Below are 16,910 nucleotides of genomic sequence, written 5' to 3'. Positions count from 1 at the left end.
GCGCTTTCAACCGATGGAGGTTCACACCATGCGTCCCGCTCCCTTGCGGCCTGCCGCCACTGTCTCGACCACTGCCGCGCAGCCCCAACGCTATCTCACCAACGACGAAGCCGCCGAATACCTGCGCCTGTCGCCGCGCACGCTGGAAAAGCAGCGCGTAATTGGCGGCGGCCCGCGCTTTCGCAAGTTCGGGCGGCGCGTCATGTACGCCGTGGCCGACCTCGATGCCTGGGCCGCCGACCGCAGTTTCGAGACGACTTCCGATCCCGAATACGCCGAGCACCACTCGGCCGACAGCCGTGCGCGCTGATCGGCGGCGCGCGGGTGGCCTCCGCCGTGTCCAAACCGTCGCAGGAGCGCGAACAGCTCGACTTGTTCCACGCCTTGCCTGGCTGCATGGCGCCGCGCGACAGCCAGGACTTGATGGCCTATCCGTTCTTCTCGCTCGGCAAGTCCAAGCGGGTCAAGCCCATCGACTTCCGTGCGGGCAACGTGACGATCCGCGTGGAAGGCACGCAGGAGCACGGCATCGCCACGATTTGGGATGCGGACGTGCTGATATGGGCGGCCTCGCAGATCGTGGAGGCGAAGGACGCAGGCTTGCGCCCGTCGCGGCTGATGCGCGCGACGCCCTACGAGATCCTGCGCTTCATCGGGCGCGGCAAGTCGCTGCGCGACTACCAGCGGCTCAAGGCCGCACTCGACCGGCTGCAATCGACCACGGTGGCCACGTCCATCCGCGAGACGACCGGACGGCGCCTGCACCGTTTCTCGTGGATCAACGAATGGAAGGAACTGGCCGATGCCAATGGCACGCCGCTGGGCATCGAGCTGATCCTGCCGGACTGGTTCTATGCGGGCGTGCTCGACGCCGCCCTAGTGCTGACCATCGACCCGGCGTATTTCCGGCTCACGGGCGGCATCGAGCGGTGGCTGTACCGCTTAGTGCGCAAGCACGGCGGCAAGCAGGCATACGGCTGGCAGTTCGACTTTCGCTACCTGCACCGGAAATCGGGCAGTACCGCGAAGCCCTACGACTTCGCCTGCGACCTGCGCGCGCTTGTAGCGCGGCAGTCGCTGCCCGGCTACGTCCTGGGCATCGAGCGGATGCCGGACAACGGCATGGAGCTGCTGACCTTCCGGCCCGTGCCGCATACGGCACGGGAATAACTCCGGGAAAGCCTGTGGATGGCGTCGTGCTATCAGGCGTGCGGGGTATCGTGCTATCAGGCGTGGGCCTATCGTGCTATCAGGCGTGCCGATCGGCCGCAAATCCGCGCCAGCATTGGGTTTGCGCGCGCTCTAACTTCCCTAACTTAATTTCTCTAACTTTTAGTAGAGAAACGCCGCTGCGGTGGACAACCATCACTCGGCTCCAAGCGCAGCAGCAAAAGTCCGGCTTTCCAGCATGGGGGCCGTGCCATGATCGTCGCTCTGCTCAATCAAAAAGGCGGCGTGGGCAAGACCACGCTCGCCACGCACATCGCCGGGGAGCTTGCGATGCGCGGCCAGCACGTCGTCCTGCTGGACGCCGACCCGCAGGGTTCATCGCTGGACTGGACGCAGCGCAGAAGCCAGCAAGGCTTGCCACGGCTGTTCAGCGCCGTGGGCCTCGCGCGCGAAACGCTGCATCAGGAAGCACCAGAACTCGCCAGACGGGCCGATCACGTCGTCATCGACGGCCCGCCGCGCATCGCCGCCTTGGCGCGCTCCGCGCTGCTGGCGGCTGAGCACGTGCTGATCCCCGTGCAGCCCAGCCCCTACGACCTGTGGGCCAGCGCCGAGATGGTGGCGCTGATCCGCGAGGCGCAGGTGTTCCGGCCTGCGCTGCGCGCGGCCTTCGTCATCAATCGGCGCGTCAGTACCACCGTGATCGGGCGCGAAGCGCGCCAGGCGCTGGCCGACCAGCCGCTTCCTGCGCTGCACGCGGAAGTGCATCAGCGCATCGTGTTCGCCGACAGCGTTGCCGCTGGCCGGCTTGCACGCGAGACGGCGCCGGACAGCGCCGCCGCGCGCGAAATCACCGCGCTGGTGGACGAACTGCTGTGGTGGCCGGCATGACAACGAAGCCGCCACCGAACAGCAAACGCACGGCCAAGCGCGTCGGCATCGGCGCGCGTCCGCCCGCGAATCCGCACGCCGAGGCGTGGATTCGCCAAGGCGACGCCGATGCGCTGGGCAAGGGCGACCTCTACACGGCTCGCCTGACCCTCGACATCACGCCCGCCATGCGGGCGCGCATCAAGGTGTCGGCCTTCACGCAAGGCGTGACCGTGGCCGATCTGCTGCGCGGCCTGCTGGAGCGCGAGTTTCCAGAACACCGCAGGAGAACACGCCATGACTGCATCCGCTTCGTCTGCCCTCGCGCCTGTTGCCATCGCGGCCACGGCTGCGCTCGCAGCACCTTCCGGCCGGCCGGCCAGCGCGCCGCTGACGCGCGTGGCGCTGGCCTACATCGAACCACGCTTCAAGCTCTACTTGCGCTTCGGCGAACCTGCGCGCACGCACCAGCTCGACCGCTGGCGGCGCTGCGCCGTGTTCCTGCCGGGCGCCATGTTCTGCCGCATCCGCTGGCAGGCCAACGACTACGGCACCGTGCGCTGGCAGCTCATGGTGATGCAGGCATGCACGCCGCTGGACGCGGCGCAGCGCATCCCCGGCGTCCAGCCGGGCGCGCGCCTGCTGCTGCACGCCGAGGGCGAGAACCAGGTGCGCGCCGTGCTGGAGCGCATCGACGCCATCGAGGTGCTGGGCATCGCACCCGCCGCTGTCTCGCCCGCGTACTGGCGCACGCTCGCCAACCGGCTCGCTGCGCGCTTGTCTCTGCCCGAATACACGGCCGAACGGCACGCCGCCTGGCTGACCGTGAGGGCGATGCCATGACCGCTGTTTCGACTGCCGGCACCGCGCCGCGTCCTCGCTCGCGCCTGCGCGCCCGCCTCGTACTGGCGGGTCTGTCCGCCTGTGGCCTCGCGGCGCTGGCCTGGGCGTCCTTCGTGCATCCGATGCCGCGTCTGATCTACAACCCGTCCGACAGCGTGGCGGTAGGCTGGTATCGCGTCGATCCACAGGAGCACGGCACCGGCTCGCTGCCACGTCCTTTGTCCGTAGGCAGCATCGTCCTGACCACGCTGCCGCCAGATGCCGCCGCGCTGGCTGCGCAGCGCGGCTACCTGCCGGCGCGCGTGCCGCTGCTCAAGCGTGTGGGCGCCGTCGCGCCGCAGGAGGTGTGCATCACTGGCCGCGTTGTCCGCATCGACAGCGTGCCTTCGGCCGCCGTGCTGCCCGCTGACCGCTGGCGCCGGCCGCTGCCATCCTGGCAGCAATGCCGCCGCCTTGAACCCGGCGAACTGTTCCTCTTGAGTGTGACCAATCCGGCGTCGTTCGACAGCCGCTATTTCGGCCCAGTCAGCGCATCCGCCGTGATCGGCGTGGCGCATCCGGTCTGGCTGGAGTCACGCCCATGATGGCCGCCGACTCGCTGCACGTTGCCGTGCATCTTGTCGTGCCATCGGGCGTGACGTTCTGCTGTTCGTCGGCGTGTCGTCGCGCGTGCAGTGCGGGTGCATTCTTACCGCACTTCACGCTGCCTCCGGCGCAGCCGTCCCATGTGCAGGCGTCTTGCCTCGAACGCGCCCGGCCTGCGGCCCTCATCGCGCTTGTTCGCGCGTTCGCCGGCGCGCTGGCTGCTCGCGCAGCGCCGCCGGGCCGCCGCTGCCCGGAGCGCCAGCGAAGGGCAAAAGCGGAAGGCAAGACAAAGGACGCGGCACCGGGCCGCGTCGAAAGCCTGTCTGCACATGGGGTGGCGCGGCACGGAGCGGCTTCGCCACCGTGCCGTGTGGGGCGCGAGGCCCGCGCCAATGCAGGCATATCCGCGTGCTTCGCACGACCGGGCGCGCCAGAGCTTGCAGGAGCGCAGCCATGACCGACCGCCGCGACGACGATTTCCGCATCCGCCCCAATGCCCCGAAGAACCGAGGCCAGGGCTTCGTTTCCAAGGTGCTCCAGCAGGCAGGCAAGGCCAGCAGCGGCAAGTCCTCGGTGCGCCGTCCTGGGACGGCTGGGGGCACCGGGAGGGGCACTGGCCAGCGGCCCGGCTCGCGTCTGGGGCGCGGCCACACGGCGGCGCGCTTCGCCGGGGCGAAGCTGACGCCCATGTCGCGGCGCGTGACCATCAAGACCCTGCTGGTCAACCAGCGCCAGGTCAGCCCGCAGTCGCTCGCCAAGCACCTGCGCTACATCGAGCGCGATGGCGTGGGCCGCGATGGCGAGCCGGGCCAAGCCTACGGGCCGCAGACCGATGCCGCCGACCTCGACACCTTCAAGGAACGCTGCGCCGATGACCGGCACCATTTCCGCTTCATCCTCTCGCCCGAGGACGGCGCCGAGCTGGAAGACCTGCGCGCCTACACCCGGCATCTGGTGAACCGGATGGAAGCCGACCTGGGCACGCGGCTGGATTGGGTCGCGGTCGATCACTGGAACACCGACAACCCGCACACCCACCTGATCGTGCGCGGGCGCGACGATACCGGCAAAGACCTCATCATCGCTGGCGACTACATCGCCGACGGCTTCCGCCATCGGGCCGCCGAGCTGGCGACCGAGTGGCTCGGCCCGCGCACCGAGCTGGAGATCCAGCAGACCTTGCAGCGCGAGGTGGAACAGGAGCGGTGGACAAGCCTCGACCGCACATTGCAGCGCGAGGCCGGCGAGGATGGCCGGGTGCAGATCGAACGCTTCAACGAACCCCGGCTGCAACGCCAGCGCCTGCTGCTGATCGGCCGCCTGCAACGCTTGCAGCGCCTGGGCCTGGCCGACGAGACGCAGCCCGGCACTTGGGCCGTCCATGCGGACGCGGAGAAGACCTTGCGCGCCCTGGGCGAGCGCGGCGACATCATCCGCACCATGCAGCGGGCCATGAGCGGCCAGCCGCGCGAGCTGGCGGTGTTCGAGCCGGGCCAGAATGCAGATGGAAGCGGCCGCACCATCGTCGGCCGCGTGGCCGGCAAGGGGCTGGCCGACGAGCTGTACGACCGCGGCTATCTGGTCATCGACGGCGTGGATGGCAAGGCCCACTACGTCGCGTTGAACACCCGCGACGAGCTGGCGAACTATCCCGCCGGCGCGCTGGTGGAGGTACGCGGTTCCGCCGAGGTGCGGGCGGCCGACAAGAACATCGCCACACTGGCGAGCGATGGCCTGTACCGCACCGATCATCACCTGGCGATCGAGCAAGGCCGGGCCAAGCCCGGCCGCGACCCGCAGGAGGTCGTCGCGGCCCACGTCCGCCGGCTGGAAGCCCTGCGCCGGGCCGGCATCGTGGAGCGTGTAGCCGACGGGCTATGGAAGGTGCCGGACGACCTGGCCGAGCGTGGCCGCCAGTACGACGCGCAGCGGCTGGGCGGCGTGGCGGTGGAGCTGAAATCGCACCTGCCCATCGAGCGGCAGGCCCGCGTCGTCGGCGCGACCTGGCTGGATCAGCAGTTGATCGGCGGCGGCAAGGGGCTGGGCGACCTGGGCTTTGGCGGCGAGGTGAAGAACGCCCTGCAACAGCGCGCCGACTTCCTGGCCGAACAGGGGCTGGCCGAGCGGCGCGGGCAGCGTGTGATCCTCGCCCGCAATCTGCTGGCGACCCTGCACAATCGGGAACTGACGCAAGCAGCGAGGGACATTGCCGCCGAGACCGGCCTGGAGCATCGCCCAGTCACGGATGGGCAGCGTGTGGCCGGTATCTACCGGCGCTCGGTCATGCTCGCCAGCGAGCGCTATGCGATGCTCGATGACGGCAAAGGGTTCAGCCTCGTGCCGTGGAAGCCCATCATCGAACAGCGGCTTGGGCAGCAGCTCGCCGCGACGGTGCGCGGCGGCGGTGTGTCCTGGGAGATCGGACGGCAGCGTGGACCGGCCCTGGGGTGAGCCGCACCCGCAACGCCACTTTGGACATCCCCGGCGAACGAGTCAGGCCGGCTGTTGTTCCTTCGAGACGAATCTCAACCCGACCCCAGGTTCGGTGACGATGTAGCGAGGAGCGGAGGCATCGTCCCCCAGCTTGTGGCGCAACTTGCCCACGAGAATGCGCAGGTAGTGGGTATCTTCCTCGTGCGTCGGCCCCCACATCTCCCGCAGTATCTGTGCCTGCGTCACCAGCCGTCCCGGTTGCCTGACCAGCAAGGCCAGCAGAGAGAACTCCTTGCGGCTCAGCGTGACGGCTTCTCCATGAACGGCCACTTCCCGTTGCGCCAGGTCGATTCGGAGCATCCCGTCGTCGTAGATCGGGCCATCTTCCGTTCCTGTCGCCACCGTGCGCAGGAATGCGCGAATGCGTGCCATCAGTTCCTCGACACCGAACGGCTTGGTCACGTAGTCGTTGGCCCCTGCGTCCAGCAGGGCCACCTTTCGTCCTCGCCGGAGCGTACCGTCAGCACGATGACGGGCACGCGCGACCATTGCCGCAGTTCCTTGAGCACGTCCTTCCCGTCCATATCCGGCAACCCCAGGTCCAGGACGACGAGGTCGGCCCCTTTGCTGGCCAGCAGCGTCAGGCCCTCCCGGCCTGTTCCCGCCAGCAGGGTCGCGTAGCCCTGCGACCGCAAGCTGATGTCGATGAACTTGCGGATCTGGGGTTCGTCATCGACGACAAGAATCCGGGCGGACGACGCACCCGGAGTCGATTCATTGGGAAGTCCCATCATGCTCTTTCGTCTCCTGATTCGCGTATCCGCCCCAAGGCAGGGTCAGGCGGATGGTGGTTCCTTGGCCTTCCGGGCCAGGCAGCGCCTCGACGCTACCCATGTGGGCACCTACGATACCTTGGACGATCGTCAACCCCAGGCCGGTTCCCTGCTTGCCTCGGTCGCCACGTTCGACGCTGTAGAACATATCGAAGATACGCCGTCGTTCTTCCTCTGGAATGCCCGGCCCGCGATCCGAGATGTCGATCTGCACTTGATCGTCCTCTGTCCGTCGAATCTGCACCTTGAGAGGCACCCCCGGAGGGGAGAACTTCGCCGCGTTCTCCATGACGTTGAACAAAGCCTGCTCGATGAGCGCGGGGTGGACATGGATCGGAGGCAGATCCGGTGGAATGTCGTGTTCGATGCGGACATCGGGCTCGTACCGTTGCAGGCGCCGCGACGCCGAGCCCACCAGTTCGTCGATGCCGATCCAGTCGCGTGTCAGCGTCAGTCCCTGCTGCCCGAGCCGGGTCATGTCGAGCAGGTTCTGGATGTACCGATCCAGGCGCTCGCCTTCCACATGGATGGTCTCCAGCAGGCTTTGCTGATCTTCCGGCCCCATATCCTTGCCGTAGCGAGCCAGGCTGTCCGCCGCTCCGATCATCGACGACAGGGGCGAACGCAGGTCGTGCGACACCGACGACAGCAGCGCAGACCGCAGGCGCTCCGTTTCTCCGGTGACGCGCGCTTCCTCCAGTTCCGACACCAGCCGCGTGCGCTGGGCGGCCTGGCCAATGTCCTCCACCATGCTTTCCGCCAGGCGGCGCTGCTCGAACGAAAGACGCCCCATGCCCGACGGGAACCTCAAGCCGGCCACGCCCAGCGTGTTTTTGTCCGAGCGCACCGGCAGAAACAACCAGGACGAATGGGTCAGGGTGTCCGTGTAGCGCCCACTCGCCTGCCCGTGCTGCTGCGTCCAGTCGGCCGCCATCAGGTCCTTCTCGGTCAGATGGCTTGCGGCCATAGACGGCCCGAACTCGCCGTTGATGCGTATCCACGCCTCGGCGTGCAAGGTCGATTGCAGAACCGATGAGCCTGCTGCGATGACCTGCCCGAGATCGGCTGCCTTGGCGAGATGGCGTCCCAGGTTCTGCATGGCCGTCGCGTGCGTGTTCGCCGCTCGCAACGCCACGACTTGCATGCGCAGTTGCGAAGCTAGTCGCCCGGCAATCAGAGCCGCCGCCAAGAACAGCAACACGGTGGCCACACCACGATGAGCACTGATCAGGAAGGTGTAGCGCGGTTCGATGAAGAAAAAGTTGTATGCCAAGAAACACAGCCCGGCAGTAATGACGGCCGAGAGCATGCGGGTCCGTGAGGCGACCAGCATGACCGCCACGAGAAAGATCAGGGACAGATCCTGCAAGCCCAGCGTGCGCTCGGCCAAGGCCGCCGCGCCGACGGCGCCGACGCTGGCCAGCAGGATCAGCAAGGCCTCCCGCTTCGTCAGGCCACCGCCAGCAAGACCTGGCAACTGCATCGCCCGCTGCCGGGCCTGCGGCGTGCTGACGATCGTCAGCTCGTAGCGTGCGCCGCGCTGCAACAGTTGCTGCGTCAGCGTGCGATTGAAGATGCGGGCGATGGGGCGCTCGCGCGAGCGGCCGATCACGATGGATCGTGCGCCGCGCGCCTCGGCGGCATCGAGCAGTGCCTGGGTGACGTCGGTGTTGTGTAGCACTTCCGTCTCGCCCCCAGGTTGCGCGCCAGCGCGAATGCCTTGTCGATCTCGGTCAAGCGCTCCTGCTCCGCACGCGCAACCATGTTGAGCGTGGGGGCCGTCCGGTCAAGGTCGTCAGTGTGCAAGGCGGCATCGGCCGAGCGCCCGGTCTCCACCGTGACCACCGACCAGGAGCGCCCCGGCGCTCGGCAATTCGGGCGCCCGCTCTCACGAGGTATTCCGACTGCCCCCGGCCGTCAATGGCGATCAGCACATGGCGCTGGATGGAAATGCCCTCCAGGCCGCGCGCAGCGCGTGTCTCGCGCAAGTCAGCATCGACGTGCTCAGCCACGGTCTGCATCGCCAGTTCGCGCAGCGCGGTGAGATTCGACGGAGAGAAGAACGCTTGCAGCGCCTGGGCGGCCTGCTCGGGCAGGTACACCTTGCCTTGGTTCAGGCGTTCGATCAGTTCGCGTGCGGGCAGATCGACCAGGCGGATATCGCGCAGGCGCTCGAAGACGGCGTCTGGGACGGTCTCGCTCACCCGAACGCCGGTGATCTGATGCACCACGTCGTTCAGGCTTTCCAGATGCTGGATATTGACCGTGGTGTAAACGTCGATACCAGCGTTGAGCAATTCCTCCACGTCCTGCCAGCGTCGCTCATGGCGGCTTCCGGGGGCGTTGCGATGGGCCAGTTCATCGACCAGGGCGATGGCCGGCTTGCGTGCCAGCAGCCCATCCAGATCCATTTCCTCCAGTTGCCGCCCTTGGTAATCCACCTTCTTGCGAGGCAGCAACGGCAATCCTCGACCATCGTCTGCGTCTCGCTGCGACCATGCGTCTCGACGATACCAATGACGACATCCACCCCTGGCGGTGGAGTTCGCGTGCGCGTGCCAGCATGGCGTAGGTCTTGCCGACGCCAGGGGCAGCGCCCAGGAACACCGTCAGGCGTCCCGCCGTCTGGCGCCGGAGTTCACCCAATAGGGCGTCGGCCTGTCCCGCATGTTCGGTTCCCATGACAGACCCAATCCTCAACGTGTTGTCATTGCCTGCATATCGTCTTACCTTGCGTTTCCGATCCGTGATGGATCACATCGCGCAAGTGCCTCCGGCGTCCATCCATCAAATAATGCTTTGATTTCAATAGGTTTCTTGCAGGCTTGCAAGGCCCCTCGAAATGCTCGATCCGAGAACAGCGAGGCCGCATGAGCCAAAAGCTCAAGATGCTCCTGATTTGCCGGACTGGGAACCAGCAGCACCAGGGCGTCGGATACGAGCGCCGCGTCCGGGGCATCGAAGTCCAGTCCTGGCACGAGACGCACGTACAGAGCGCGAATATGATTCAGACCGCTTACCCTGGCATGGGGAATGGCAACGCCTAGACCCAACGCCGTCGATCCTGCCATTTCTCGTCGCATCAGAGCGGAGGCGACGGCATCCGCAGGCAAATTGCCGATGCGTTCAGTATGCAGGCCAATGGTCTGGAACAATTGCCGCTTGTCAGCGACCTCCAAGCCGAGCAGCAGGTCTTCGGTCTGAACATAGCGACTCAGTGCAGTCATTGCTTGGCCACAGGCGTCTTGGCGACCGCATCCAGCGCCAGATTCAACTCCAACACATTCACGCGAGGCTGGCCCAGCAAACCGAGTTGCTTTCCCTCCGTATGCTGGGACACCAAGCCTTCGATGACATCGCGTGAAACACCGCGCGCATGTGCCACGCGATCAATCTGGATGGCGGCGGCTTGCGAACTGATGTGCGGGTCGATGCCGCCGCCGGATTGAGTGACCAGATCGCTGGGTATGGCGGAAGGTTCGACACCATACCTTTGCGCCAGGGCAGCTCGCGTCTCATCGACACGCTTGCGCAAGTCTGGATTGGTACGGGCCTGGTTGCTCCCAGCCACCGCCATCACATCGTAGTTGGCCGCGGAGGGGCGCGACTGGAAGTAGCGATCGTCCGAGAACGGCTGCGCCACCAATGAGGAGCCGAGGACCTTGCCATCGCGCTCGATCAGGCTGCCATTGGCCGTGCTCGGGAACAGCGCCTGGCCGAGCCCGACTCCGGCCAGCGGATACAGCAGACCGAAACCGACCAGCGAAATGATCGCCAGGCCGATGGAGCCGCGGAGCAGGCCCTTGTCGGAGATGGTCGGGGACACATTACCCGGTGTGCGGAGAGTGGTAATTGCGTTATGAGACATGATCGAATCCTCAGAGAGAGAACATGGCGGAGATCGCAACGTCGATCACCTTGATCGCGATGAAGGGCAGCAGGACGCCACCAACGCCATAGACCAGCATGTTGTTGCGCAGCAGTTGCGTCGCGCTCGCGGGCTTGAAGCGCACGCCACGCAGGGCCAGCGGAATCAGCAGCGGGATGATGATGGCGTTGAAGATCAGCGCCGACAGCACGGCGCTGTTCGGGCTCGACAGGTTCATGACATTGAGCGCCGCCATCTGCGGGATCGTTGCGGCGAACAGCGCCGGCAGGATGGCGAAATACTTGGACACGTCGTTGGCAAGCGAGAAGGTAGTCAGCGCGCCGCGCGTGATGAGCTGCTGCTTACCGATCTCCACCACGGCGAGCAACTTGGCCGGATCGGAGTCGAGATCGACCATGTTGCCGGCCTCTTTGGCCGCCTGCGTGCCCGAGTTCATCGCCAGGCCCACGTCGGCTTGGGCCAGCGCCGGCGCATCGTTGGTGCCGTCGCCCACCATCGCCACCAGGCGACCGCCAGTCTGTTCGGCACGGATACGCGCGAGCTTGTCTTCCGGGCGCGCCTCGGCGATGTAGTCATCGACACCGGCCTCGGCCGCGATGTTCGCCGCCGTGAGCGGGTTGTCGCCCGTAATCATCACGGTCTTGACGCCCATCTCGCGCAGGCGGGCGAACCTCTCCTTGATGCCGTGCTTGATCACGTCGGACAGTTCGATGACGCCCAACACGTGCCGGCCATCGCTGACCACGAGCGGCGTGGCACCCTTGCGAGCCACATCCGCGACACGCGCTTCGAGTTCTGCGGGGATGACGCCGCCCAGCATCTGCACATGCCGCGCGATCGCGTCCATCGCACCCTTGCGGATGACGCGCTCGCCAGGCAGGTCCACGCCCGACATGCGCGATTGCGCGGAGAACGGCACGAAATGCGCGCCTTCGGGTTCATCGAGCTTCTCGTTCTTGCCGCGTGCCAGCTTGACGATGGACTTGCCTTCCGGCGTCGGATCCGCCAGCGAGGCCAGCAGCGCCGCCTGACGCAGTTGCGCAGCGTCCACCCCGGCCAGCGCGTGGAACGCAGTGGCCTGCCGATCGCCGTGGGTAATAGTGCCGGTCTTGTCCAGCAGCAGCACGTCCACGTCGCCTGCGACCTCCACGGCCTTGCCCGACTTGGCCAGCACGTTGGCCTGTAGCGCGCGGTTCATGCCGGCAATGCCGATGGCCGGCAGCAACCCGCCGATGGTGGTTGGGATCAGGCACACCAGCAGGGCGACCAGCAGCACGACGTTGACGTTCACGCCGACGAAGCCACCGATGAAGGGCAGCGTCACGACGACGATCAGGAAGGTCAGCGTCATCACGCCGAGCAGGATGCCCAGGGCGATTTCGTTGGGCGTCTTCTGCCGGTTGGAGCCTTCCACCAGCGCGATCATGCGGTCGAGGAAGCTGTTGCCCGGCTCGGCGGTGACGCGCACCACGATGCGGTCGGACAGCACCTTGGTGCCGCCGATCACGCCGGAACGGTCGGTGCCGGCCTCGCGCAGCACAGGCGCTGACTCGCCGGTCACGGCGGCCTCGTTGATCGTCGCCAGACCTTCGACGATCTCGCCGTCGGCAGGCACCAACTGGCCTTCTTCGATCACGACATGATCGCCGGGGCGCAGCTCGGCGGCCGGCACCGTCTTCTCGCCGCCGGCGGCGTCCAGCCGCCGGGCCATCAAATCCTTGCGGGCTCGGCGCAGCGACGCCGCCTGTCCGCGTCCGCGGGACTCGGCCACCGCTTCGGCGAAGTTGCCGAACAGCACGGTAATCAGCAGGATCGCGGTCACGGCCCAGCCGAAGCCGGGTTGCGCCCAACCCGCGAGGGTGGCGACCGCCGTAACCAGCGTGCCGAGCCAGACCACGGCCATCACGGGGTTCTTGATGATGTGCTGCGGCGCCAGCTTGATGAAGGCGTTGACCACGGCAGGCGCGAAGCCGCGCTCATCCAGGCGCGAGCGGCGGCCCGCGTGTTCTTTCGAGGTTGTATGGTTCATGGTGTTTTCCTCAACGCGCGACCAGGCTCAGGTGATCGGCCACGGGGCCGAGCACCAGCACGGGCATGAACTGAAGCAGTGTCAGGATGGCGATCACCGCGATCAGCGTGAGCGCAAAAGTGGGGTTTCGATGTGCAGGCTTCCCGCGCTTTCCGGTGCTTGGCGCTTGCGCGCGAGCATGGCCGCGATCACCAGCGGAATGATGAGGGCCGGATAGCGACCCGCGGCGAGCACGAAGCTGGCAGTGACGTTCCACCAGACGCTGGCATCACCCAACCCCTCGAAGCCCGAACCGTTGTTGGCGAAGGACGACGTGTATTCGTAGAAGACCTGGCTGATGGCATGGAAGCCGGGATTCGAGTTCCCCGTCAGGCTCGGCACGGCCAGCGTGATGGCGGTCAGGCCTAGCAGGATCAGCGGTTGCAGCAGCACGAGTACTGCGAGCAGGCGAACCTCGGGCGCTTCGATCTTGCGCCCGAAAAGTTCCGGCGTGCGCCCCGTCATCAGGCCGGCCAGGAACACGCCCAGCAGGAGATAGGTCAGGAACTGCTGCAAGCCGCTACCGATGCCGCCCCAAATGGCGTTGATCAGCATGTCGCTGATCGTGACCAGGCCGGTCAGCGGTGCCAGCGAGTCGTGCATGGCGTTGACCGAGCCATTGGATGTCTGCGTCGTCAATGCGGCCCACAGTGCGGAAGGCTCGGCGCCGAAGCGGACTTCCTTGCCTTCCATCAACGCGATGTCCTGCGAGGTCGAGGAGAATCCTTCCGACCAGATGGCGAATCCCGCCGACACGACGGACATGGTCAACATCGTGCCGAACACCAACCCGGCGAACTTACGCCGTCCGGTCAGTCCACCGATCATGAACACTACCGCGACTGGGACCAGAATAAGTGCCAAGGTTTCAAGCAGATTCGATAGCGGCGTGGGGTTCTCCAGCGGCACCGAGCTGTTGGGGCCGTACCAGCCACCGCCATTGGTGCCGAGCTGCTTGATGGCGACCATCGGCGACACCGGACCCAGCGGGATCTTCTGCTCCTTCATTTCTACCGTCGCATCCACGGGAGCGACCACGGGGCCACCCTCCAGCGTGGCCGGCACCCCTGGCTGGTCAGCAGCACCGACCACAGCAGGCACAGCGGCAGCATGAAGCGCAGCGTGGGACGGATCACATCGGCCCAATAGTTACCGACATCCACCGGGGCCTGTTCCTGTCCATCGCTCTTGCGCTCTTGCGCATTGCGTCCACCGAAGAACCCGCGCAGCGTCGCTACGACCAGCGCCAATCCCATCATGGGCGTGATGACCTGCAAGGTCACGATGCCCGTCATGTGGGCCAGGTACGAGAGTTGGGCCTGCCCGGAGTAGTGCTGCTGGTTGGTGTTAGTCAAGAAGGACACCATCGTGTGCAGCGCCAGGTCCCAGCTCATGTTGAGCGCGCCGTTGGGGTTGAGCGGTAGCCACGCCTGGGTCATCAGGATCAGCCACACGATGACCGCCAGCACCAGGTTGCTCAGCAGGAACGCGCCGGCGTACCCGCGCCAGCTCATGCCGCGCTCGGGATTGGTGCCGATCAGCGCATACAGGGGCCGCTCCAGCCACAGAAACAGCCTGTCGCCGCGCATCGGGGCGCCGCGCATCACCGCGGCCAGGTAGCGACCGAGCGGCCATCCGAGACCGATCGCCAGGGCAAATACGAGAAGAAACTCAGTCATGATCGGACTCCATCAACGTGTTGCTTGGGGGCTTGTGGCCATCACGCCCCCGGTCAGAAAGAAGCCTGGATGGCGAACTCGGCGCGCGAGCCGGCCATGCCGGGAAACAGTCGCTTGGCCGCCGAATCGGAGCCATGCAGCGTGAGCCGGGCCTCGAACGGCGCCTTGAATGTCCAAACGACACCGAGCGCGCCGTGCGTGTAGCTGTCGGCATAGGCGCTATCGAGGACGTAGCGGGCCACGCTGCCTTCGATGCGCCACTGGTCGTTGATCGGATAGCGGGCGCCGAGCAGCGCATACGTGCCGGTCGTGTCCGTGGCCATCGCATTGTTCGAGTGGCCCACCGCCAACCAGTAGTTGTCGCGCCACGTGATGCTCGCGTTGATCTCGTTCCAGTTCAGGTTGGTATTCGCCGAGGGGTACTGGTAGCGCAGGAGATAGACATCCAGCGCCCAATCCGTGGCGATCTTTCCGCTCCATCCCACGGCAAGGTCGAACTCGCTGCGTGCGCCGTTGTCTGGCTTGAACTTGACGTTCGAGCCCCATACGGAGGCATACAGCCCCGACTCATGGGCGTACTTGACCCCCGCCTGGATGGCGGGGTCTTCGCGCGTTTGAGAGGACCCGCGCCAAACGTAGTCCGACGTCAATGTGGCGTTGCCTGAAACCTGCGCTTGCGCGCTGCTCGCCATTCCCAGCAACAGCCCAGCGACGGCGACGACCTTGGCGGTCGGGTGAATATTCTTGAGAGGCATGTTTTGCTTCGCAAATCAATGGCGAAATAGCCAGACTCAAGTATTCGATAGAGGCCCGTAAATTCTCCATTCAGGGAAAGGGTTCGCACATAAATTCTGCGTAAACTTTGAGGAGGCATTGAGCCTTCCAAGCACGATGAAGACACGCCGCACTGCAAGGGCGTGGACCGATCCTCGGACGAGGACGCCGGGCAGGAATTTACGTCGAATTTACGGCGAGCCATCCGCAGCTCGGATATGGTTTTTGATTTGTATGCTTGGAGATGTCGATGCCCTCGGTATTGCAGGACATCATCTTCGTTGCTGTTGTCGTGATCGCCTTTCTCGCACTCTTTCGCGTATCCGAAGGAGTCGCAAAGTGGTTCGAGAATCACTTTAGAAAGCCATCGTCACACAGCAGGCGCCGAGAAGGCGCACACGAAAAATAGTATTTCGTAAGGAGGCAACAGTCAGCCTCTCTGGCGGGGGCGCGACTTCGGCTGGCAATGCAGCGTGATGAGATAAAGAGAATGGAGCTACGTCATCTTCGTTGTTTTCTCGCAGTCGCAGAAGAACTCCACTTCGCTCGCGCGGCCGAGCGGTTGCACATAGAGCAGTCTCCGCTATCACGAACCATCAAGGAGCTGGAAGACGAATTGGGCGCGCGACTGTTCGCGCGTACCACGCGCAGCACCCGACTGACCCGTGCGGGCAAGTTGTTTCTGGAGCATGTGCCACGTGTCTTCGCCGCCTTGCAGCAGGCGCGGGACAGCGTGAAGGCTGCGGCCAACGGCTTTCACGCCCAAATACGCATCGCGCTGTCCGATGGCATTACACCGTCGCGCCTGCCAACCCTGCTGGCGTTGTGCCGCCAGGAGGAGCCCGAGATAGAGATTCGCTTGTTCGAGGTTCCGCTGTCGCAGCAGATCAAGGGCTTGCAGGAGGACTTGTACGACGTAGGATTCGCCCAATCGGATGAAGTGGGTGAAGCGCTTGTCGCCGAGCCGGTGTGGAGCGATTCGCTGATGGTGGCCGTGCCGGCTCGGCATACGCTGCTCAAATACAAGCGCATCCCCTTGGACGAAGTCCTGCGTCATCCGCTGGTGCTGTGTGATCCGCAGGTGTGCGAGGGCCATGCAAAGCAGATCGAGCGGGTGTTGCGACGGGCGGAGACGGAGCCGCTGATTGCCGAGCGAGTGGCATCCTGCGACCTGATGATGGCACTGGTTTCGGCCGGCTTTGCCTTGGGCCTGACCGGGGCAGCACACATTGCGGCCAGCCGCGAGCCTGGCGTGGTCGCCCGTCCCCTCGAAGGCCGTTCGCCTGTGCTGACCACCTACCTGCTGCGCCCAGCCGGCGAGCCATCGAGAACCCTGGCGCGATTCATTGAACGCGTGCATTCCATCGAATCGCCCAGCGGCGCCAGGACCAGGCCCCCGCCTCAACCTCATATTTCGGAGGACAGTGAGCCATGAACAAGATCACATCGTTCCTGCTGACCGTGGTGCTGGCCGCTTGCGGCCAGTCCGAGACACCGACGTCGGTGGCCGTGCCGACGGTTGAGGAACTTGCGACCAACCCTGAACGGCTCAAGGAGCTTCGCCAACAGTGCAAGCTCGATCGCGCCAAGCTGGGTGACGAGTTGTGCAACCGCGTGGCCGAGGCCACGCGCAAGCGGTTCTATGGAGATGGAACCGTGCCCTACACGCCGCCTGAGACACCGCCGAAGTTCTGATCGCAGTTTCCGCGCCACAAACTCAAAAAGATTTCTCTACACGCCGCAATGCGCTCGCGCTTGCGGCGTTT

Annotated in this window: 15 protein-coding genes and 3 pseudogenes; 9 read left to right on the top strand and 9 right to left on the bottom strand. The window is 65.5% G+C overall.

The window, feature by feature from the left end:
* Positions 1–28 precede the first annotated feature (28 nt).
* The 7 genes and pseudogenes from H0I39_RS15105 (at position 29) to H0I39_RS15080 (ending at position 5,919) form a co-directional block, all read left to right on the top strand.
* A complete protein-coding gene (locus H0I39_RS15105) occupies positions 29–310 on the top strand; it encodes a helix-turn-helix transcriptional regulator (RefSeq protein ID WP_151023895.1) in 282 nt (93 codons plus the stop codon).
* A gap of 86 nt (positions 311–396) precedes the next feature.
* Positions 397–1,170 (top strand): replication initiator protein A, encoded by a 774-nt coding sequence (locus H0I39_RS15100; RefSeq protein ID WP_257646183.1) that lies wholly within the window; start codon positions 397–399, stop codon positions 1,168–1,170.
* A 252-nt stretch (positions 1,171–1,422) separates the two neighbouring features.
* Positions 1,423–2,061, top strand: a complete 639-nt coding sequence (parA, locus tag H0I39_RS15095) for a ParA family partition ATPase (protein WP_056932621.1) — start codon at positions 1,423–1,425, stop codon at positions 2,059–2,061.
* Positions 2,058–2,327, top strand: a pseudogene (locus H0I39_RS22430) (chromosome partitioning protein ParB); the annotation flags it as partial. The gene parA and the pseudogene H0I39_RS22430, both read left to right, overlap by 4 nt.
* Before the next feature lie 10 nt (positions 2,328–2,337).
* Positions 2,338–2,883: a DUF2840 domain-containing protein gene (locus H0I39_RS15090; protein ID WP_180551035.1), complete on the top strand. Its 546-nt coding sequence runs from the start codon at positions 2,338–2,340 to the stop codon at positions 2,881–2,883.
* Positions 2,880–3,467: a S26 family signal peptidase gene (locus H0I39_RS15085; protein WP_023087433.1), complete on the top strand. Its 588-nt coding sequence runs from the start codon at positions 2,880–2,882 to the stop codon at positions 3,465–3,467. The genes H0I39_RS15090 and H0I39_RS15085 overlap by 4 nt, the downstream gene beginning before the upstream one ends.
* A 454-nt stretch (positions 3,468–3,921) precedes the next feature.
* Complete coding sequence (locus H0I39_RS15080) at positions 3,922–5,919, top strand: relaxase/mobilization nuclease and DUF3363 domain-containing protein (protein ID WP_180551034.1); 1,998 nt, start codon at positions 3,922–3,924, stop codon at positions 5,917–5,919.
* Between the two features lie 42 nt (positions 5,920–5,961).
* Here the strand turns inward: H0I39_RS15080 and H0I39_RS15075 are convergent.
* From H0I39_RS15075 to H0I39_RS15045, 9 genes and pseudogenes are all read right to left on the bottom strand, one after another.
* A pseudogene (locus H0I39_RS15075) lies at positions 5,962–6,692 on the bottom strand (response regulator).
* Complete coding sequence (locus H0I39_RS22425) at positions 6,676–8,415, bottom strand: ATP-binding protein (protein WP_308645867.1); 1,740 nt, start codon at positions 8,413–8,415, stop codon at positions 6,676–6,678. The pseudogene H0I39_RS15075 and the gene H0I39_RS22425 overlap by 17 nt, the downstream one beginning before the upstream one ends.
* A gap of 52 nt (positions 8,416–8,467) precedes the next feature.
* Positions 8,468–9,193: a histidine kinase gene (locus H0I39_RS22420; RefSeq protein WP_257645817.1), complete on the bottom strand. Its 726-nt coding sequence runs from the start codon at positions 9,191–9,193 to the stop codon at positions 8,468–8,470.
* A complete protein-coding gene (locus tag H0I39_RS22415; protein WP_257645816.1) occupies positions 9,093–9,416 on the bottom strand; it encodes a hypothetical protein in 324 nt (107 codons plus the stop codon). Before H0I39_RS22415 ends, H0I39_RS22420 begins: the two co-directional genes overlap by 101 nt.
* 44 nt (positions 9,417–9,460) lie before the next feature.
* Entirely contained in the window at positions 9,461–9,961 is a 501-nt protein-coding gene (locus H0I39_RS15065; protein ID WP_180551033.1) for a PTS sugar transporter subunit IIA, read from the bottom strand.
* Positions 9,958–10,560 (bottom strand): potassium-transporting ATPase subunit KdpC, encoded by a 603-nt coding sequence (kdpC, locus tag H0I39_RS15060; protein WP_308645866.1) that lies wholly within the window; start codon positions 10,558–10,560, stop codon positions 9,958–9,960. The genes H0I39_RS15065 and kdpC overlap by 4 nt, the downstream gene beginning before the upstream one ends.
* Before the next feature lie 52 nt (positions 10,561–10,612).
* Positions 10,613–12,652 (bottom strand): potassium-transporting ATPase subunit KdpB, encoded by a 2,040-nt coding sequence (gene kdpB, locus H0I39_RS15055; protein ID WP_307776824.1) that lies wholly within the window; start codon positions 12,650–12,652, stop codon positions 10,613–10,615.
* 10 nt (positions 12,653–12,662) lie between these two features.
* Positions 12,663–14,295: pseudogene (kdpA, locus tag H0I39_RS24220) on the bottom strand (potassium-transporting ATPase subunit KdpA).
* A 128-nt stretch (positions 14,296–14,423) separates the two neighbouring features.
* The gene (locus tag H0I39_RS15045) at positions 14,424–15,125 is read right to left on the bottom strand and encodes a TorF family putative porin (RefSeq protein WP_180551031.1); all 702 of its coding nucleotides are present in this window, start codon (positions 15,123–15,125) and stop codon (positions 14,424–14,426) included.
* Positions 15,126–15,634: 509 nt separating this feature from the next.
* On the opposite strand from H0I39_RS15045, the gene H0I39_RS15040 reads away from it, so the two are divergent.
* Positions 15,635–16,579: a LysR family transcriptional regulator gene (locus H0I39_RS15040; RefSeq protein WP_180551834.1), complete on the top strand. Its 945-nt coding sequence runs from the start codon at positions 15,635–15,637 to the stop codon at positions 16,577–16,579.
* Positions 16,576–16,839, top strand: a complete 264-nt coding sequence (locus H0I39_RS15035; RefSeq protein ID WP_180551030.1) for an EexN family lipoprotein — start codon at positions 16,576–16,578, stop codon at positions 16,837–16,839. Before H0I39_RS15040 ends, H0I39_RS15035 begins: the two co-directional genes overlap by 4 nt.
* Positions 16,840–16,910: the final 71 nt, after the last annotated feature.

The organism is Ottowia beijingensis (assembly GCF_013423955.1).
Classification (GTDB): Bacteria; Pseudomonadota; Gammaproteobacteria; order Burkholderiales; family Burkholderiaceae_C; genus Ottowia; species Ottowia beijingensis.
This window is presented reverse-complemented; position numbering and strand designations above follow the sequence as displayed.